This is a genomic window from Actinoplanes sp. NPDC048988, from assembly GCF_043197815.1.
Classification (GTDB): Bacteria; Actinomycetota; Actinomycetes; order Mycobacteriales; family Micromonosporaceae; genus Actinoplanes.
Genome location: NZ_JBICTW010000001.1, coordinates 75,255 through 91,012, shown reverse-complemented (window position 1 = coordinate 91,012; position 15,758 = coordinate 75,255). Strand labels below are relative to the sequence as shown.

Sequence of the window (15,758 nt, the reverse complement as noted above, 5' to 3'; positions counted from 1 at the left end):
TCGCCGATGAAGACGATGTGATCGTGCGTCGACACCAGCCGCGCCAGAGTCAGTAGTCGCCGCGCCATGTCGGACTCCTCCGGCGGGGCCATGGGCATGCCGGCCGCTAACGCTGATGGCCACCCGCGGATGGTGATTGCCTGAGGTCGCCGATGGTGGTGCCGAGGTCTCGTTCGATGCCGTCGGGTTGTTGGAGGCCGTTGTTGAACAAGAGCTGGACGAAGGGGCGGTGTTCGGGGCGGCCGGCGGTGGCGAAGTAGGACTTCAGGCCCTCGGCGAACTCCGTGTCGGGTGGGAGGGTCGCTTCGTCGACCAGTTTCTTGATGCCGGTGACCGCTACCCGGTCGAACGCGGCGATCCGGCGGGCGAAGCCGTCGGTGAAAGCCTCGAGCTCGGCGTCGGGGACGACCCGGTTGACGTAGCCGTAGTCGGCGGCCCGGGCGGCCGGGATGTCGTCGCCGCCCAGCAGGATCTCCAGGGCCCGGCCCCGGCCCGCGAGGCGGGACAGGCGGGCCATGGCGCCGCCGCCGGGTACCGAGCCGACGCCGATCTCGAACTGGCCGAAGATGGCCTGGTCGGAGGCGAAGCGGATGTCGGTGGCCAGGACGAACTCGCTGCCGGCGCCGCGCGCTCGGCCCCGTACCTCGGCGATGGTGGCGATCGGGAGCCGGCTCAGGCGTACGAAATTGTCCACATAGGGGTGGAGTCCGGTGGGGCCCGGCTTCATGGCCACCACCCGCCGGGTGTCGGACAGGAAGTCCCAATGGGCCATGAAGTAGCCGGGTGTCTCGCTGCGGAAGACGACGACGGTCAGCGCCGGGTCGTTCTCCATCTCCGTTGTCAGGGTGGCCAGCTGCTCGACGGTGTCCGGGTCGATGAGGTTCGCCGGGCCGTTGCCGAACGTGACCCGCCAGTACGACGGCTGGACCTTGGTGACGCGGAACTGTTCCATGGCCCGAGCCTGCCGCCGGCGTCCGCCGAAGGACCGGTCAGACTCCCTGGTCGTTCGTCTCCAGGGCGGTGCCCAGTTCGCTGCGCGAGGTGATGCCGAGCTTGGGGAAGATGCGGTACAGGTGGGTGCTGACCGTGCGCGGCGACAGGAACAGCCGGCCGCCGATCTCCTTGTTGGTCAGGCCCTGCGCGGCCAAAGCCGCGATCTGGGCCTCCTGGGCGGTGAGGCGGTCGTCCGTACGCCGTACCGTCTCGCCCGTCGCCCGAAGCTCCTGCCGTGACCGGTCGGCCCAGGCCGTCGTGCCCAGGGCCTCGAAGAGGCTGGCCGCCGCCCGCAGGTAGGGCCGGGCCCGGACGTACTGGCGGTCCCGGCGCAGCGCCGCCCCGTACGCGTGATCCGCCCGGGCCTTGTCGAAGGGGTGCGCCGGGAGCACGGCCGCGATGTCGCCGGGCGCGTAGTCGTCGGCCGAGCGTTGCAGCCGCAGCAGCGCCCGGGCGTAGACGAGCCCGCGGGTCAGCGCCGGCGAACCGGTGGCCGCCTCCTCGGCCTCGAGCTTGGGCAGCAGGTCCTCGAACCGGGCGGTCCGCCCGCCCATGACCGCCGCCTCGGCCAGCGAGCCGACCGCCCAGAACCGCACCGTCGGGTGGTAGGCGATGTCGCCGGTGTCGAACAGGCGCAGCAGGTGGTCGAAGGCGGCGGCGCCGTTGCCGGCGGCCAGCGCCGCGTGGCCGCGGACGAACTGGCAGAGGCAGATCATGCCGTGCGCGCCGCTGGGCAGCAGGGCCCGGACGGCGCCGTCGGCGATCTGTTCGGCCAGGGCCTGCTCGCCGCGGAGCGCGGCCGTCATGCCCTGGGCCAGCCGGGCCACGATGGCCCAGCGGGGCTGGCCGGTCTCGGCCGCGAGCCGCAGGGCCTGGCCGGCGGCGCCCTCGATCAGGTGGGCGTCCTTGGCGAAGACGCCGACCCAGGCCTCGGTGACCAGGGTCTGGGTGAGCAGGCCGATCCGGCGCTGGGACCGGCTGGCCGTGACGGCGTCGGCGGCCAGCGTCTTGGCCGGGCCGAGCGCGCCCACGGCCAGCGCCGCCCAGGCCAGCTGGTAGTCGGGGCGGGGCGCGGCGACGAACTCGGGCAGCGCGGCCACCACCTGTTTGCCGTACTCGAGCGGCACGGCCAGGGCGAGCAGCGTGGCGATCCGGGGATGGTCGGCGCCCAGGCCCGTGCGCTGCACGAACTCGACGACGGCGGCCCGCACCTCGGCGGTCAGCGGGGTGAGGTAGAGCTGCAGGACGACCCCGTTGAGCACGTCGAACGCGTCGTCGAGGTCGCCCTCGGCCAGCGACCGCTCGGCCGCCTCGAGGTGGGTGAGCAGGCGGATGTTGGTGACCTCGATGTCCCCGCCGACCCCGGCGTTGGCCCAGTTCAGCCACAACCGTTCGGGCCGGCTGAGCACCCGGTCGTCGATCAGGGGCGACAGCCGGCGTACGGTCCGAGTCTCGCCCGCGTCGAAGGCCGTGTTCACGGCCCGCAGGTAACGGTAGGCCCGGCGTCCCGGGTCGGTGGTCAGTTCGGCCGCCCGTTCCCAGGCCACCGCGGTTCCGCGTACCCGGGCCACGCGCTGCATGGCGGCCGCCAGGTCGTCGTCCGGCCCGGTCGCGGCGAAGGCGAGATGCCAGGTCCGGCGCTCGGGGTCGTCGACCACCGCGGCCAGGGCGGCGTGGGCGCCCCGGCGGTCGGCCACCTCCAGCGGGCGGGTCAGCCGCAGGGTGTGGCCCTCCAGTGTGGCCAGCCGCGCGTCGAGGGCCGGTTGCAGATCGTCCGCCGCGAGGCCGGTGGCCCGCAGGATCTCGTCGACGTCGTTCCGGTCGTCGACCGCGGCCACCTCCAGCAGCCGCCGGGCCGGCGGGGGCAGGTCGGCCAGGATGACCCGGTACGCCTCGGCGAGCCGGGCCGGTTCGCGCAGCCCGAGCGGATTGCCGGCCGCCTCGGCCAGGACGCGGGCGCGTTCCGCCTCCGGCCGGCCCGGGGCGACGATGAGCGCCGCGGCCTCCGGCGTCACCGGGCCGATCGGCATCTCGCGCAGGCCGGAGCCGCGGAGCCGCCGCGCGGTCTCGGCGCCGTCCCGCATGCCCATCAGCAGGGCCAGTTCCGCGCCGGCGAGCCGCCGTCCCACGTACGCCAGAACCTGCCAGCTCTGTTCGTCGAGCCATTGCGCGTCGTCGGCCACCAGCAGCGTGCCGGCGCCGAGCCGGTCGAGGACGGCCAGCGAGACCCGGTACGGGTCCCGGCCGGCCAGGACGTCATCGACCGGCATGGCGGTGCGGAGCAGTCGCTCCAGGCCCGCGAAAGAGACCTGGCTCTCAGCGGGCACACCGGTTACCGTGAGCACTCGCCACCCGGTGGTCCGCGCCACATGATCCAACAGCGCCGATTTGCCTATCCCGGGCGGACCGGTCAGCACCACAGCCTGCCCGGTCAGCGCCGTGAGCTGCTCCAACTCGCCGTCGCGGCCGATCAGGTCTGACACGGTCGAAAAGTACCCGATCCGCGGGCACGCTCCCACGCGTGATCCGTCACGTGACGCAGGGATGACTCAACAGTGCCCGGACATCCGGCCGAACGTTCCTGACCGACCTACGCTCGGCCCATGACCAGGGCACTTGTGATGGATGACTTCGGGCCGCCGGATGTGTTGCGGCTCGCCGAGACCGACGTGCCCGCTCCGGGCGACGGGCAGATCCGGGTGACGGTGCGTTACGCCGGCGTCGGGCCGACCGACCTGGCCATCCGGGCCGGGCATCTCAAGGGGGTCTTCCCGGGCGGGCCGGGCACGGTTCTCGGCTTCGAGGCGGCCGGCGTGGTCGAGAGCGTCGGCGACGGCGTCTCCGACGTGGCGGTGGGCGATGAGGTCGCGGTGTTCCTGCCGCGGCTCGGCGGCTACGCGGCCCTCGCTCTAGCCGACTTCTGGGTGCCGAAGCCGGCCTCGGTGAGCTGGGCCGACGCCGCGGCGCTGCCGGCTTCGGGCGAGGCCGCCGTACGGGTTCTCGGCCAGCTGGCGGTGAGCGCGGGGGAGACCCTGCTGGTGCTGGGCGCGGCCGGCTCGGTGGGGCGCGTCGCGACCCAGCTCGCCGTGGCCCGGGGCGTACGGGTCGTGGCCGCCGTTCGTCCTTCGGATTTCGATCTTGTACGGGGTCTCGGCGCGACGCCGATCGACTATCACGAACTGTCGGGCCGGGTGGACGCCGTCCTCGACGCGTCGGGCCGTAGCGACCTGCCCCGGGCCATCGCGCTCGCCGGTGGCACGTCGCGGGTCATCACGCTGTCCGATCCGCGAGGCCCCGGGCTCGGGGTGAAGCTTTCCGACGTCGTACCGGAAGGGGTCGTTCCCGCTCTGCACGAGGCGATGAGCGGCCTGGCCTCGGGTCGGCTCGCGCTGCAGACGCAGGTGGTGGTTCCGCTTGCCGAGGCCGCCGACGTGCACCGCCGCCTGGAGTCGGGTTCGCTGCGGGCCAAGGCCCTCCTCGAGCTATAGGTTCGGCACCGCTCGCATCGCCAGGTCGACCGTGGCGTGCAGACTCGCCCGGTCGACCCCGGCGGCGGCGTGCACGGCGTTGCCCTCGCTGACCGTCATCACGTAGCGGGCCAGGGCCGCCGGGTCGGTGCCGGCGGGCAGGTCGCCCTCGTCCACCGCGCGGGCCAGGCGCTCGGCCAGGGCCCGTTCGCCGCCCAGCCGGCTCGCGGCCAGGAACTGCGCCATCTCGCCGTTGTCGCTGCCGCCGGCCAGCCCGCCCTGGATCGACAGACACCCGGCCGGGCGGTCGGCCCGGGTCAGCGCGTCGGCGTTGGACCGGAGGAACTTCTCGATCACCCGGTACGCGGTGGGCTCGGCCAGCGCCTCTTTCGCGTACGCCATGTCGTGCTCCGCGTAACGGGCCACGGCCCGGCGGAACAACTGCTCCTTATTGCCGTACGCGGCGTACATGCTCGGCCGGTTGATGCCCATCGCGCTGGTCAGGTCGGTGAGCGAGGCGCCTTCGTACCCGTGCTCCCAGAAGACCTCGATGGCGCGATCCAGCGCCTCGTCCGCGTCGAAGGCCCGCGGCCGGCCCTTTGTCTTCACCGTCACACCACCCACTCTACCGCTTGGTACAGAAGTGGGCTACTGTCATTCCGTACCGAGCGATACAAAACAACGAAGGGGGTGGCACCGATGAAACAGGCAGGACTGTGGAGCATGCGGTTCGGCGACGTGGCGAAGCTCGAGGAACTGGGCTGGGACGCGTTCTGGACGCCCGGTCTCGACGGCTCCGGCGCTCTCGGCACCGTGGCGCGACTGCTGAGCGCCGCGCCGAACAGCACGGTCGCCACGGGCGTGCTGAACATCTGGGGCCAGACACCGGCCGAGCTGTCGACGTTCTTCGCGCGGCACGGCGACCGGCTGCTGGTCGGTCTCGGCATCGGCAACGCGGCCGGCGCGGCCGCCCGGGGCCAGGACTACGGCAACCCGATCACGTCGATGAGCCGCTACCTCGACCAGCTCGAGATCCCGGCCGAGCGCCTGCTGCTGGGCGCCCTCGGCCCGAAGATGGTCGACCTGGCCGTCTCCCGGACCGCCGGCTGGCATCCGTTCCTGGTGACGCCCGAATACGTCGCCCGGGAACGTGCTCGCGTCGGCAACGATCCGCTGATCGCCCCGCACCAGGCCGTGGTCGTCGGCGCCTCGCCGGCCGAGGCCCGCGCCCTGGCCCGCGCCCAGGTCGGCATGTTCATCGGCTTCCCCGCCTACCGCAACAACCTGCGCCGCCTCGGATTCACCGACGACGACCTCGTGCCCGGCGGCAGCGACCGCCTCATCGACGCCCTCGTCGCGCACGGCACCACCGACGACATCGCCGACCGCGTCCGTCAGCACCTGGACGCCGGCGCCGACCACGTGGCGCTCCACGTGCTCGGTTCACCGACCCCCGCTTTCGCTTCAATCGTCAAGGAGAACTGATCATGGGACAGCTCGACGGCAAGACCGCTCTCGTCACCGGCGCCACCGCGGGTATCGGCCTCGCCGCCGCCCGCCGCCTGGCCGCCGAAGGCGCACACGTGTTCGTCACGGGCCGCCGCAAGGAGGCGCTGGACGAGTTCGGCGACGGCTTCACCGCCATCCAGGCCGACGTCGCCAACCCCGACGACCTCGACCGCGTCTACGCCGCCATCGCCGAGCACGGCAAGGGCCTGGACGTCCTGTACGCCAACGCGGGCGGCGGCGAGTTCTCGGCGCTGGCCGACATCACGTGGGACCACTACGCCACCACGTTCAACACCAACGTCGGCGGCACCATCTTCACTGTGCAGAAGGCCCTGCCGCACCTGAACGAGGGCGCGTCGGTCATCATCACCAGCTCCAACATCGACGTGAAGGCCGCGCCCGCGTTCAGCGTGTACGCCGCGTCGAAGGCCGCGCTGCGCTCCTTCACCCGCAGCTGGGCCGCGGAACTGGTCGAGCGCAAGATCCGGGTCAACGCCATCGCCCCCGGACCGATCAACACCCCCGGCCTGTCCGGCCTGGCCGGCACCCCCGAGGACGCCGCCCAGCTCCTGAAGGGCCTCGCCTCCGGCGTCCCGATGGCCCGCCTGGGCACGCCCGACGAGATCGCCGACACGGTCCTGTACCTGGCCTCGCCGGCCAGCGCCTACGTGACCGGCTCGGAGATCTACGTGGACGGTGGCGCCAGCCAGGTCTGACGCTCCTGACGGTCCAGGCCCTCATCGGCCTGGGCCGTCGCTCCGTCGGCCGGCCGCTGGGCGGCGGCCTGCAGCCGCAGCACCTCGACCAGCGCGTCGATGCTCCGGATCAGGGCGCCGATCTGATCGTCCTCGGGCCGGCGCTGGTCCGGTATCACCTCGAGGCCGCCGTCCTCGTCGTCCTCGTCGTGGCCGAGCCGTGCCTCGACCGCGAGCGGCTCGTACATCTCCTCGATGATCCGCAGGTAGAGCTCGCCGGGGTGGGGCAGGTCCCGAAGCCGCCGCAGCGGCCGCCGCCAGCCGGCACTCTTGTTCTCGAACGTCCCGTAGCCCAGCACGCGACCGAGCGGCGACTGGACGTACCGGATGTCGGTCACCCGCAACAGCGGCAGCATCTCCACCCGCCGCCGGACGACCCCGCGTACCACCATGATCCGTTTGTTGGTCAGCGTGAACCGGTCGAAATACCACCGCGGCACCTGCCAGAGCAGCAGAACCAGCGCCACGGCGCAGATCCCGATCGTGAACAGATCCACGTACTGCGGCTTGATCCGCAGTTGTACGGCCCAGACGCCCAGAACGGCGTACAGCAGAATGACGGAGGCCGACTTCACCGGCGAGATCCAGTGCCGCTTCCACTCGCCGCGGTACCGCTCGGTGGGGAACAGATACCGGGCGATGAGCGTGGTCGGTTCGTCCTCCAGGGCGAGCACCCGGCGCGGCCCGAGCTCGGAAAGATCGGAGACCGGGGCGTCGGTGATCGTCGTCTCGGGCCGGACCAGCCGCCGCAGCCGGAAGAGCAGAGCCGACGAGGCGAACCCGACGCCGGTGAAAAGCTTGAACAACTTCCCGGGGCGGGCGTCGATCAGAGCCTGAAGTTCCTCCTGGCGGGTGGCCCCGAGCTCGGACTCCCCATACCGCAGACGGGCCGACCAGCGCACGAAGAGGCGCCCCAGCCACGGCGACAGATCGGTCGTCTCATTGACGACAAGCCCGAGAAGAACACCGAGAACAATCTCGACGCCGCTCATGACGCCGGCGCCACAAACCCGAACTTCGGCCGCAGCGCGGGCTCGGCCCGGCCCCGCCCGGCCGCGAGCCTCGAACGAGCGGCCTCGACGCGGTCGGCCGCGATCCGGTAGTACCGCTTGCGGGGCCGTTTCTCACCGGGCCGCAGCGACTCCCAGCGGGCTTCCACCCAGCCCCACTCTTCGAGCTTGTCCAGCGACCGGTAGACCCGCGGCCCCGACCGCCCGACCTGCTGCATGATCCGCCAGCCGTGCATCTCCACGTTCTTGTCGAACCCGTCCAACAGGGCGTCAAGAACCAGCGCGGTGGTGAGGTCGAGCTCCGGCCCGCTCATTCCGTAATCATATGGTCACCGCCCGCATAAGCCCATGCCCCGGACAGGTCACTCGACCGGGGCCGCCTCTGATCGTCAGCCGGCCCGAGATTCCGGGGGTGCGCTCCGCAGGGTCCGCTCGGCGGTCTCCAGGCGTTCCCGCAGAGGTGCCGTTCGTACGCCGGACAGGTCGTCGAGAATCCGCCGCGCCATTCGGATCTGGTGGTCGGCCGATGCCGGATCCCCGGCGGCGAACAGCGTCTCCCCGATCACCGTCATGGCTTCGACCTGCCGGAACGAGTCGGACATCTGCCGGCTCAGCAGCACGGCACGCCGCCCGTTCCGGGTGGCTTCGGCGAAGCTCCCGAGGCCCCGCTGGATGTCGGCGAGAGTGATGAGGGTGTCGCACTCCGCCCTCTCGTCGTGTGCGCGAAGGTGGATGGCCAGTGCGGCCTCGCCGTGCCGCAACGCCGGCCGGAGCCGGCCGGTCGCCAGATACAGGGCGGCCAGGCTGCCGTGGCTCTGGCCGGCGCCTCGGTCGGCTCCTATCTGTTCGCGTATGGCGAGGGCCTGATGAAAGTTCTCGGCCGCTCGCTGATGCTGACCGAGCCGTAGGCGGGCCGTGCCGAGCCAGTTCAGGACCGCCGACTCGCCGGCCGGGCTGCCCATCTTGCGGCACGCCTCGAGGACCCGGTCGTAGATGTCGATCGCCCGGGAGGCCTGACCGATACTGACGTACGTCGAGGCCAGGTTGTGCGAGCAGAGGGCCTCGGCCTCGAAGTGCCCGACCGCCGCGGCGAGCTGCTGGGCTTCGTGGAAGGCGGCGACGGCGTGGCCGTAGTCGTGCAGGGCGAAGTAGGTCGCCCCGAGGTTGTTCAGTATTCCGATCTGCCCCTCGTCGTGGCGGTCCCGGCGGGCCGACTGCAAGGCCCGTTGGTTGAGCTTCAGGATGTCCTCCTGGCGGCCGAAACGCTCGAGAACCTCGTGGATGACTCCGGGAATCTGCCACCCGTGACGGTGGTACCCGTGATCCTGAGCCCACCGGCTGACGGAGCTGAGGTTGTCCCGTTCGGCGTCACACCACCGCATCGCCTCGTCGCTCGTTTCGAAGACCATCGGGCGGATCTCCGGCGCGTGCGGCAGCTCGCCCATCGCCGGCCATTCCGGCGCGATGACCGCTACCGCGTTGGCCGCCGACAAGAGATACCAATCCAGCAGCCTTCGCTGTTCCGGCTCGGCGAATCCGGGATCGTCCTCGGCGGCGGCCCGCTCGCTCGCATACCGGTGGAGCAAGCTGTGGAAGCGATAGCGGCGAGTGGTGTCGTGATTGATCATGTGAGCTTTGGCCAGGAGATTCAGGAGGGCTTCGGCGCGCTGCGGCGTCGTGCCGATGACGGCGGCTGTGGCTTCCGGGCTGAAGCTCGTTCCCGGGTAGAGCGAGACGCGCCGGAACGCGTAGGCGGCCTCGTCCGGCAGGGCTTGGTACGACCAGTCGAACACCGTGGCGAGACTGGCCGCCTGATCCTCCTCGCCACCCGCGTCGAGAAGCCGGTGCTTCAGTTCGCCGGCCAGCTCCGCGATGCCGGCCCGGGGCCGTTCCGCCACGTGTTCGCCGACGATCCGAACCGCCAGGGGGAGGCCGCCGGACAGCCGGGCCAGCTGCCGCAGACCGTCGGCCTGTGATGTTCCGCGAGGGCCGACGATGCGCGCCAGCAACGACGTGGACTCGGCCTCGGCGAGCGGCGTCGCGGTCACGGGCCGCACTCCGTCGCGGATGGTCAGCCCGCTCAACCGGGTACGGCTGGTGATCACCGTCAGACAGTGCATGGACCGGGGGATCAGCGGACGGACCTGGGCCGAATCCAGGACGTTGTCGATCAGGATCAGGATCCGCCGGTCACCGATCAGATCCTCGAATCGGTCCCGGCGCTGCTCCAGCGTCACGGGAAGCTGATCGAGCGGCACACCGAGCATCCGCAGGAAACGGTCGAGACCATCCCGCGGGTCGAGAGCGGGAGTGAGCCCGTACGCGCCGGCGTCGAGGTAGAGCTGACCGTCGGGATACCGCTCGCGGAGACGATGTGCCCAATGGATGGCGAGGGTGGTCTTGCCGACGCCGGGCATTCCGGTGATCACGACGACGTTGTTGGCGCGCAGCTGTTCCAGCTCGTCGAGCAGCGCCTGACGCCCGGTGAAGTCCGCGATGTCCGGAGGCAGATACCGGGGAACTCGTTCGGTGACCGGTTGTGGTGGCGGCCGGTCCGCCACGGCGGCGACCTCGAGGTCCGGCTCGGCACGCATTTCCTTGAGGAATCGACGCTGGAAGGCCATCGCGAACCGTTTCGCCTCGTCGTGGCGCCCCGCCGCGCGCAACGCCCGGATCCAGCAACGCGCCAATGCCTCGTCGAGGTCGTATTCGCGGATCACGCCGTCCAGTTGTTCGAGCACGGATTGCGGCTCTCCACACGACAGCCGGCTCTCCGCAAGCTGCTTGTGGGCCTCGAGAAGGACGTCGTCCAGCGAACGGCGCAGTTGCTCCGCCCGCGCACCGCGAATCTCCGGCAACGGATCGCCACGCCAGAGCAGAAGGGTCTGTACGAGTATTTCGACGGCGGATTCCGGCCGGCCCTGCGCATGTGCGCGCCGGGCCTCGGCCAGCTTCCGCCGGAAGCGGTGCAGGTCGACCGTGCCCGGATCGACGTCGAGCCGATAGGCGCCTGCTCCCGGCACGCGCACGAGTGCCCGGCCCAGGCCGACCTCGGACAGGACGGACCGCAGACGGCTGGCGAGCGAATACAGCGTCGGCCGATGGTCCTCGTTTCCTCGCCGCTCCCACAGAAAGTCGATCAGAGCGTCGGTACGGACGGGCTCGCCCGCGTGGTACAGAAGCACCGCGATCATGGCGCGTTGCTTCGCCGGTCCCAACGGGACGATTTTTCCGTCGTCGATCAACTCGGTCGTGCCCAGTATGCCGAATTCCACGTGTGCCCCCATCAGCGTGTAACAAGGCCATTACTGAGTGTGTTTCAGCTGGGCAAATGATTGGGTGGGTGCGTCGCTCTGCGCAATATCTGACACGTCATCGCCAGTTCACGTGCATCTGCCCGGCAAGGTTTCTGCAATGCCGCCGGCAAGGCGCCGCCCCCATCGTGGCCTTATCAGATCGCTGACCAGGGGGTGGGCCGGATGAGTGATCCGGATTGGGTCAAGGCGCCGATTGGTATCGACGCACGAAGATGGGTTTCGCGTCCCGGCTGCCGGACGCTGTTGGCCGTGATTCACACGATGGCGAGCTGCCAGCGCCTGCTCGACATCGTGGATCTGGTGGAGGCCGACCCTCGGGTGCAGACCGTTTTCACGGTGGCGCCCGACGTTTTCAACGCGGGTGTCGTCGCTCATCTCCAGCGGCTGGGAGCTCTCGTGGTTCCCTGGCAGCAGGCCGTTCGGGAGAACTTCGACCTGGCCATCGCGGCGGCCCATGGCGGGCTGCACGAACTGCACGCGCCCGTGATGCTGACGGCGCACGGGGCGGGCCGCGCCCGTCTCGTCCGGTCTTCGAGTGTGTACGGACTCGACGCGCCCCGGCTCGTCCGCGACGGCCGGGTGATCGCGTCGGCGCTGATGCTGTCGCACGAGAACGAACGCGCTGTGCTGGCCCGGCAGTGCCCCGACGCGCTACCGGTGGCCACGGTCGCGGGTGATCTCTGTTTCGACCGGCTCGTCACCGATCTCGCGGCGCGCTCGAGCCACCGGAAGGCGCTGGCTCTGACCGAGAGTCAGAAGCTCGTCGTCGTCACCTCGACGTGGGGGGACGACGGACTTTTCGGCGGTGTCCCTCAGCTGCTTCCGATGCTCATGGAGCAGCTCCCGCCGGCGTCGTTCCGGGTGGCGCTGCTCCTGCATCCGGCCATCGCGGCTGCCCACGGACATCGGCAGGTCAACGCGTGGACCCGGGCCTGCCGGGAGGCGGGAATGACGTTGGCCGACCCGGTCGACGACTGGCGTCCGTACATCGCGGCCGCCGATCATCTGATCGGGGACCGAGGCTCGGTGACCACGTACGGGGCGGCGGTCGGACTGCCGGTTCTCTGTGTGGCGGCCAACGGTGACGCCACCGCCCCGGGCTCTCCCCAGTCTCTGGTTCTGAACGCGGCCGACCGTCTGGACACAGCGAAGCCGATTCTTCCGCAACTGCTCGCCGCACGCCCGGTCGGCCGCCGGCGCATCGCCGCCGCGGTGACGTCCCGTCCGGGCCGGTCGGCTCGTCTTTTCCGGCGAGCGATCTACCGGCTCCTGCGGCTCCCGCAAAGAACCAGGGAGATGGCCTCGTGAATCCTCCGTACGACCCGGTGGTCGCTCTCGTGGGCGACCCCTCCGGCCTGGAGCCGGTCGCTGACATCCTCATCGACGAGACCGGCGACGCGGCGCCGGAGGAGCTGCTCGCCCGGTTCCCCGGTGCGGCCCTCGTTCTGGTCGTGACGGGCGAGGGTGCCGCCATCGGATTCCGGGACGGGCTAAGCGCCGTCCATCTGCCCGAGCTGATCCCGCTCCTGTACGCCTGGTGGTGCCGGCAGTCGCCGGCGCAGGGCGACGGCCCGCGGTGATCCATGAGCTTCCAGGATCTCCACGGCCCGCTCGAGACAGAGCCTGCCCCGGGTCGGGTCTCCGCGGCGCTCGGCGATCTCGCCGGCGATCTCGAGTGCGTCCGCTTCTCCGACGGCGGCGCCGAGCCGCCGCATACCCTCGACCGCCTCGGTCGCGGCGTGAGCGGCGGCCACGAGATCACCGCCCGCGAGGTACGCCCGGGCCAGCCCGAGCTTCACCCGGGCCAGGTTGTACGGGTCGGCTGCCACCGACCGGTCGAGCAACGTTCCCGACTCCCGCAGGAGCCCGATCGCCTCTGCGGCACGCCCCCGCCGGGACAACAGCTCCCCGAGGTTGATCAGTGTGAGCCCGATGTCGCGGCTGTCGCCCAGCCGCCGCCGGTCGGTCAACACGGACCCCAGCATGTCGATCGCGGCGTCGTCGTCGCCCGAATCGCGGTACACGAGGGCGAGCATCTCCTCCGCCTCGATGCGTCCCGCCACGTCTCCGGCCTGCCGGTACGTGGTGATCGCGGCTCGGAGCAGTTGCTCGGCCCGGCCGTACTCACCGGCCGTGCTGCAGGTGCGCCCGAGCCGTTTGAGCATGCGCCCCTCGGCGTGCGGCTCGCCCCACAACCGGGCGGCGGCCAGACCTCGTTCGTCGATCTCCCGGCGATCGACGCTCTTGCGATACAGCTGCAACGGCCACATGACGTCCGTGAGATGCCAGGCCAGTTCCGCCCATCCCCGGTCCAGGGCTGCTTGCCCGGCCAGGCCGAGGTTGGCGCGTTCCCGGTCCAGCCAGGAGAGGGCGTGGTCGCGGTCGCCGAAGGCCGGAAGACCGACGGGGTCGGTGCGAAACGCGTAGGCGAGCCGGCGCCGGTACGGCGTACTGGCGACATCGGCCGCGCCGGCCGCCCCGAGGTACCACTCGAGCATGGCGACCAGAGCCCCGTCGCGATCCGCCTCGGTGTCGTCCTCGGCCGCCTTCTGGCGCGCGAAAAGCCGGAGCAGCGGATGATAGCCAAACCGGTTCTCGGCGACCTCCTGCAGCAGGTTGACCTCGAGCAGGACGCCCATCAGGCGGTCGGCGGGTGACTCGGTCCGGATCCCCGGGAGAAGTGCCGACGCCGGGCCCATACCGAACTCCGGGCCCGGATGCAGGGCGAGCCTCCGATAGAGGACCGCGGCCGGCCCGTCCAGGGCTCGATAGGACAACTCGAATGATCCACTCACCGAGGTCTCCTCGTTGGGTGTCTCCAGCCGGGCCAGCCGATCGGAGGTGTCGGCCAGCGCCGCGACCACACCGGCCACCGACAGACGAGGCCGCGTCGACAATCGGGCGGCCACCACACAGAGAGCGATCGGCAGCCCGGCACACAACTCGGCCAGGCGCTCGGACTGCTGTCGTTCGTCGTCGATCCGGCGCCCGCCGACGATGGCCGCCAGCAACGCCGTCGATTCGCCGGCGGTCAGCGGCGGGACGTCGACGAAGGTCGCGCCCTCGGCGATCAGACCCGAAAGGCGGCTACGGCTCGTGACCACGGTCAGGCTCGACGACGAGGCCGGCAGCAGTACCCGCACCTGAGCCGCCGAGAAGGCGTCGTCCAGGACCACCAGCAGCGCACGACCGGCCGTGTGTGACCGGTAAAGAGCGGTGAGCTCGGCCAGGGTGACCGGCAGGCTCTCGCCGGGAACTCCCAGGGCGCGAAGGAACGCGCGCAAAGCGTCGGCCGGATCGACCGCCGGCGGGGAGCCGAAACCGTCGAGGTTCACGTAGAGCTGACCGTCGGGGTAGGCGTCCGCCGCCTGGTGAGCGTAGTGCCGGGCCAGCGCCGTCTTGCCGACCCCACCAGGGCCGCTGAGCACAACGACTGTCGAACCGGCCTCGGCCGCGCGCTTCAGCGCTTCCAGCTCGGACTGCCGCGCGGTGAAATGCCGCGGTGGGGCGGCTGACTGCCGAGGGATCGCCCGCGCCGGGACGCCGGCCCCGTGGTAGTGAATCCCGCCGTGGATGTCGAGCGCCTGGACGCTCGGCCCGAAGATGGTGCCCGAGACCGTGTTCTCCAGCGGCGCCGGGCGATCAGAATCTGATGTCGCCACGGACGGTCCGTGTCTGCACCACCTGATCGGCCCGGCCGCTGAAATTGTTGACGACGGCGGCACCGGTGGCGGACCCGTGCGCCGTCGCGTCGTGCCAGGCGGTGGTCACCTGCCGCGCGAAGGCGGGATCCTCGGCCATGACGCTCGCCAGATGCCGCGCGAACTCCTCGACGCGGTCGGTGTCGGCCGGATGCTCGATGGCGGCCGCGAGGCTTTCGGCCTCGGGCGTGTCCCGGCCGAAGCGCGCCCGGACGATCTCGAAGAGCGAGGCGAACGCGCTCTTGCCACCGGCGACGAGCAACTCCGACCCTTGCGCGGACAGGGCCGACGCGATGGCCGGCACGACTTCCTCGAACATCTCCGGTCCCCCAGTTGCCGCGAGCACACAACTTTAACGGCGGCGAGGCATCCTCAAGATCAGCTTTCGCATAGAGGGAGCTATATGTAAAAAGGCCCGAAACGGCGGCGCGATCACCCGGACAGGGTCGTTCGACCGTGCGCCAGGGCGGGGACGGACGTCCACTGTGGACGGACTATTCGGAGCTGAAGGTTAAATTGCACCTTAAATGCTATATGAAACGTCTTGTCCTCGGGGTTGACAGGTGTCAAGATCTTGCACTGTTCCATCCGCCGATTGTTGGAGGTTGCAGTTGCACGACCTCGTGCTGTCGCTCGCGCACATGATCGACGCGCAGCTCGTTCACGCCATTTTCGCGGCTTCGGCTCATGCGGTAGCCGAGAGCGCTGAATGGATGAAGTGGCTCTGACATAACGATGTCAAGTTCCAGGCGGCAGTGCTGACTGGCGTCTGAGTTTTCTTTCGGGCGGTGTGACCGGTCTCCAGGAGTGGTTGCACCGCTCTTGTCGTGCGTCACATAGTCGCACGGTCACTAGTCGCTAGTCCAGCTCCGTTCCACGTTAGAGGGACCGGCCGCTCGTGGAACCCAGTTTAATCGACCGGCTTCAGCATCTGAACGGGCTGGGTGGGAAGGCGCGGCACCTGTCACATCGACTGAAAACGGGCAGCGCTCGGGGGTCGCTCTGG

The 15,758-nt window shown here is 70.5% G+C and carries 14 protein-coding genes; 6 read left to right on the top strand and 8 right to left on the bottom strand.

Annotated features, from left to right (window positions below; genetic code table 11):
* Positions 1 to 106: 106 nt before the first annotated feature.
* Positions 107 to 952 carry an enoyl-CoA hydratase/isomerase family protein gene (locus tag ACGFJ7_RS00425; protein ID WP_392639896.1) on the bottom strand — a complete coding sequence of 282 codons (846 nt, stop codon included), beginning with the start codon at positions 950 to 952 and terminating at the stop codon, positions 107 to 109.
* 37 nt (positions 953 to 989) lie between these two features.
* Positions 990 to 3,476: a LuxR C-terminal-related transcriptional regulator gene (locus ACGFJ7_RS00420; RefSeq protein WP_392639893.1), complete on the bottom strand. Its 2,487-nt coding sequence runs from the start codon at positions 3,474 to 3,476 to the stop codon at positions 990 to 992.
* 120 nt (positions 3,477 to 3,596) lie between these two features.
* Between ACGFJ7_RS00420 and ACGFJ7_RS00415 the strand changes: the two genes are divergently transcribed.
* Entirely contained in the window at positions 3,597 to 4,481 is an 885-nt protein-coding gene (locus ACGFJ7_RS00415) for an NADP-dependent oxidoreductase (RefSeq protein ID WP_392639890.1), read from the top strand.
* Here ACGFJ7_RS00415 and ACGFJ7_RS00410 read toward each other — a convergent pair.
* The gene (locus tag ACGFJ7_RS00410; protein ID WP_360241057.1) at positions 4,476 to 5,075 is read right to left on the bottom strand and encodes a TetR/AcrR family transcriptional regulator; all 600 of its coding nucleotides are present in this window, start codon (positions 5,073 to 5,075) and stop codon (positions 4,476 to 4,478) included. The two genes, ACGFJ7_RS00415 and ACGFJ7_RS00410, sit on opposite strands and share 6 nt — an antisense overlap.
* Before the next feature lie 84 nt (positions 5,076 to 5,159).
* Here ACGFJ7_RS00410 and ACGFJ7_RS00405 point away from each other — a divergent pair, with 84 nt between their 5' ends.
* Positions 5,160 to 5,945: a TIGR03620 family F420-dependent LLM class oxidoreductase gene (locus tag ACGFJ7_RS00405; RefSeq protein ID WP_360241054.1), complete on the top strand. Its 786-nt coding sequence runs from the start codon at positions 5,160 to 5,162 to the stop codon at positions 5,943 to 5,945.
* A gap of 2 nt (positions 5,946 to 5,947) precedes the next feature.
* A complete protein-coding gene (locus ACGFJ7_RS00400; protein ID WP_360241051.1) occupies positions 5,948 to 6,685 on the top strand; it encodes an SDR family oxidoreductase in 738 nt (245 codons plus the stop codon).
* Here ACGFJ7_RS00400 and ACGFJ7_RS00395 read toward each other — a convergent pair.
* The 3 genes from ACGFJ7_RS00395 to ACGFJ7_RS00385 all read right to left on the bottom strand — a co-directional run bounded on the left by ACGFJ7_RS00395 (position 6,655) and on the right by ACGFJ7_RS00385 (position 11,009).
* Positions 6,655 to 7,716 (bottom strand): PH domain-containing protein, encoded by a 1,062-nt coding sequence (locus ACGFJ7_RS00395; RefSeq protein ID WP_360241048.1) that lies wholly within the window; start codon positions 7,714 to 7,716, stop codon positions 6,655 to 6,657. The two genes, ACGFJ7_RS00400 and ACGFJ7_RS00395, sit on opposite strands and share 31 nt — an antisense overlap.
* Complete coding sequence (locus ACGFJ7_RS00390; protein WP_360241045.1) at positions 7,713 to 8,048, bottom strand: helix-turn-helix transcriptional regulator; 336 nt, start codon at positions 8,046 to 8,048, stop codon at positions 7,713 to 7,715. The genes ACGFJ7_RS00395 and ACGFJ7_RS00390 overlap by 4 nt, the downstream gene beginning before the upstream one ends.
* A gap of 75 nt (positions 8,049 to 8,123) precedes the next feature.
* On the bottom strand, positions 8,124 to 11,009 hold the full coding sequence (locus ACGFJ7_RS00385; RefSeq protein ID WP_392639884.1) for a tetratricopeptide repeat protein: 2,886 nt from the start codon (positions 11,007 to 11,009) through the stop codon (positions 8,124 to 8,126).
* Positions 11,010 to 11,300: 291 nt separating this feature from the next.
* Here ACGFJ7_RS00385 and ACGFJ7_RS00380 point away from each other — a divergent pair, with 291 nt between their 5' ends.
* Together ACGFJ7_RS00380 and ACGFJ7_RS00375 are read left to right on the top strand one after the other, a co-directional pair.
* On the top strand, positions 11,301 to 12,359 hold the full coding sequence (locus ACGFJ7_RS00380; protein ID WP_360241039.1) for a hypothetical protein: 1,059 nt from the start codon (positions 11,301 to 11,303) through the stop codon (positions 12,357 to 12,359).
* Complete coding sequence (locus ACGFJ7_RS00375) at positions 12,356 to 12,631, top strand: hypothetical protein (protein ID WP_392639881.1); 276 nt, start codon at positions 12,356 to 12,358, stop codon at positions 12,629 to 12,631. Before ACGFJ7_RS00380 ends, ACGFJ7_RS00375 begins: the two co-directional genes overlap by 4 nt.
* Here the strand turns inward: ACGFJ7_RS00375 and ACGFJ7_RS00370 are convergent.
* Complete coding sequence (locus tag ACGFJ7_RS00370; protein ID WP_392639878.1) at positions 12,542 to 14,713, bottom strand: tetratricopeptide repeat protein; 2,172 nt, start codon at positions 14,711 to 14,713, stop codon at positions 12,542 to 12,544. The two genes, ACGFJ7_RS00375 and ACGFJ7_RS00370, sit on opposite strands and share 90 nt — an antisense overlap.
* Positions 14,694 to 15,071: a hypothetical protein gene (locus ACGFJ7_RS00365; RefSeq protein WP_392639875.1), complete on the bottom strand. Its 378-nt coding sequence runs from the start codon at positions 15,069 to 15,071 to the stop codon at positions 14,694 to 14,696. Before ACGFJ7_RS00365 ends, ACGFJ7_RS00370 begins: the two co-directional genes overlap by 20 nt.
* Positions 15,072 to 15,357: 286 nt before the next feature.
* Here ACGFJ7_RS00365 and ACGFJ7_RS00360 point away from each other — a divergent pair, with 286 nt between their 5' ends.
* A complete protein-coding gene (locus ACGFJ7_RS00360; protein ID WP_360241027.1) occupies positions 15,358 to 15,480 on the top strand; it encodes a hypothetical protein in 123 nt (40 codons plus the stop codon).
* The last annotated feature ends 278 nt before the right edge of the window (positions 15,481 to 15,758 follow it).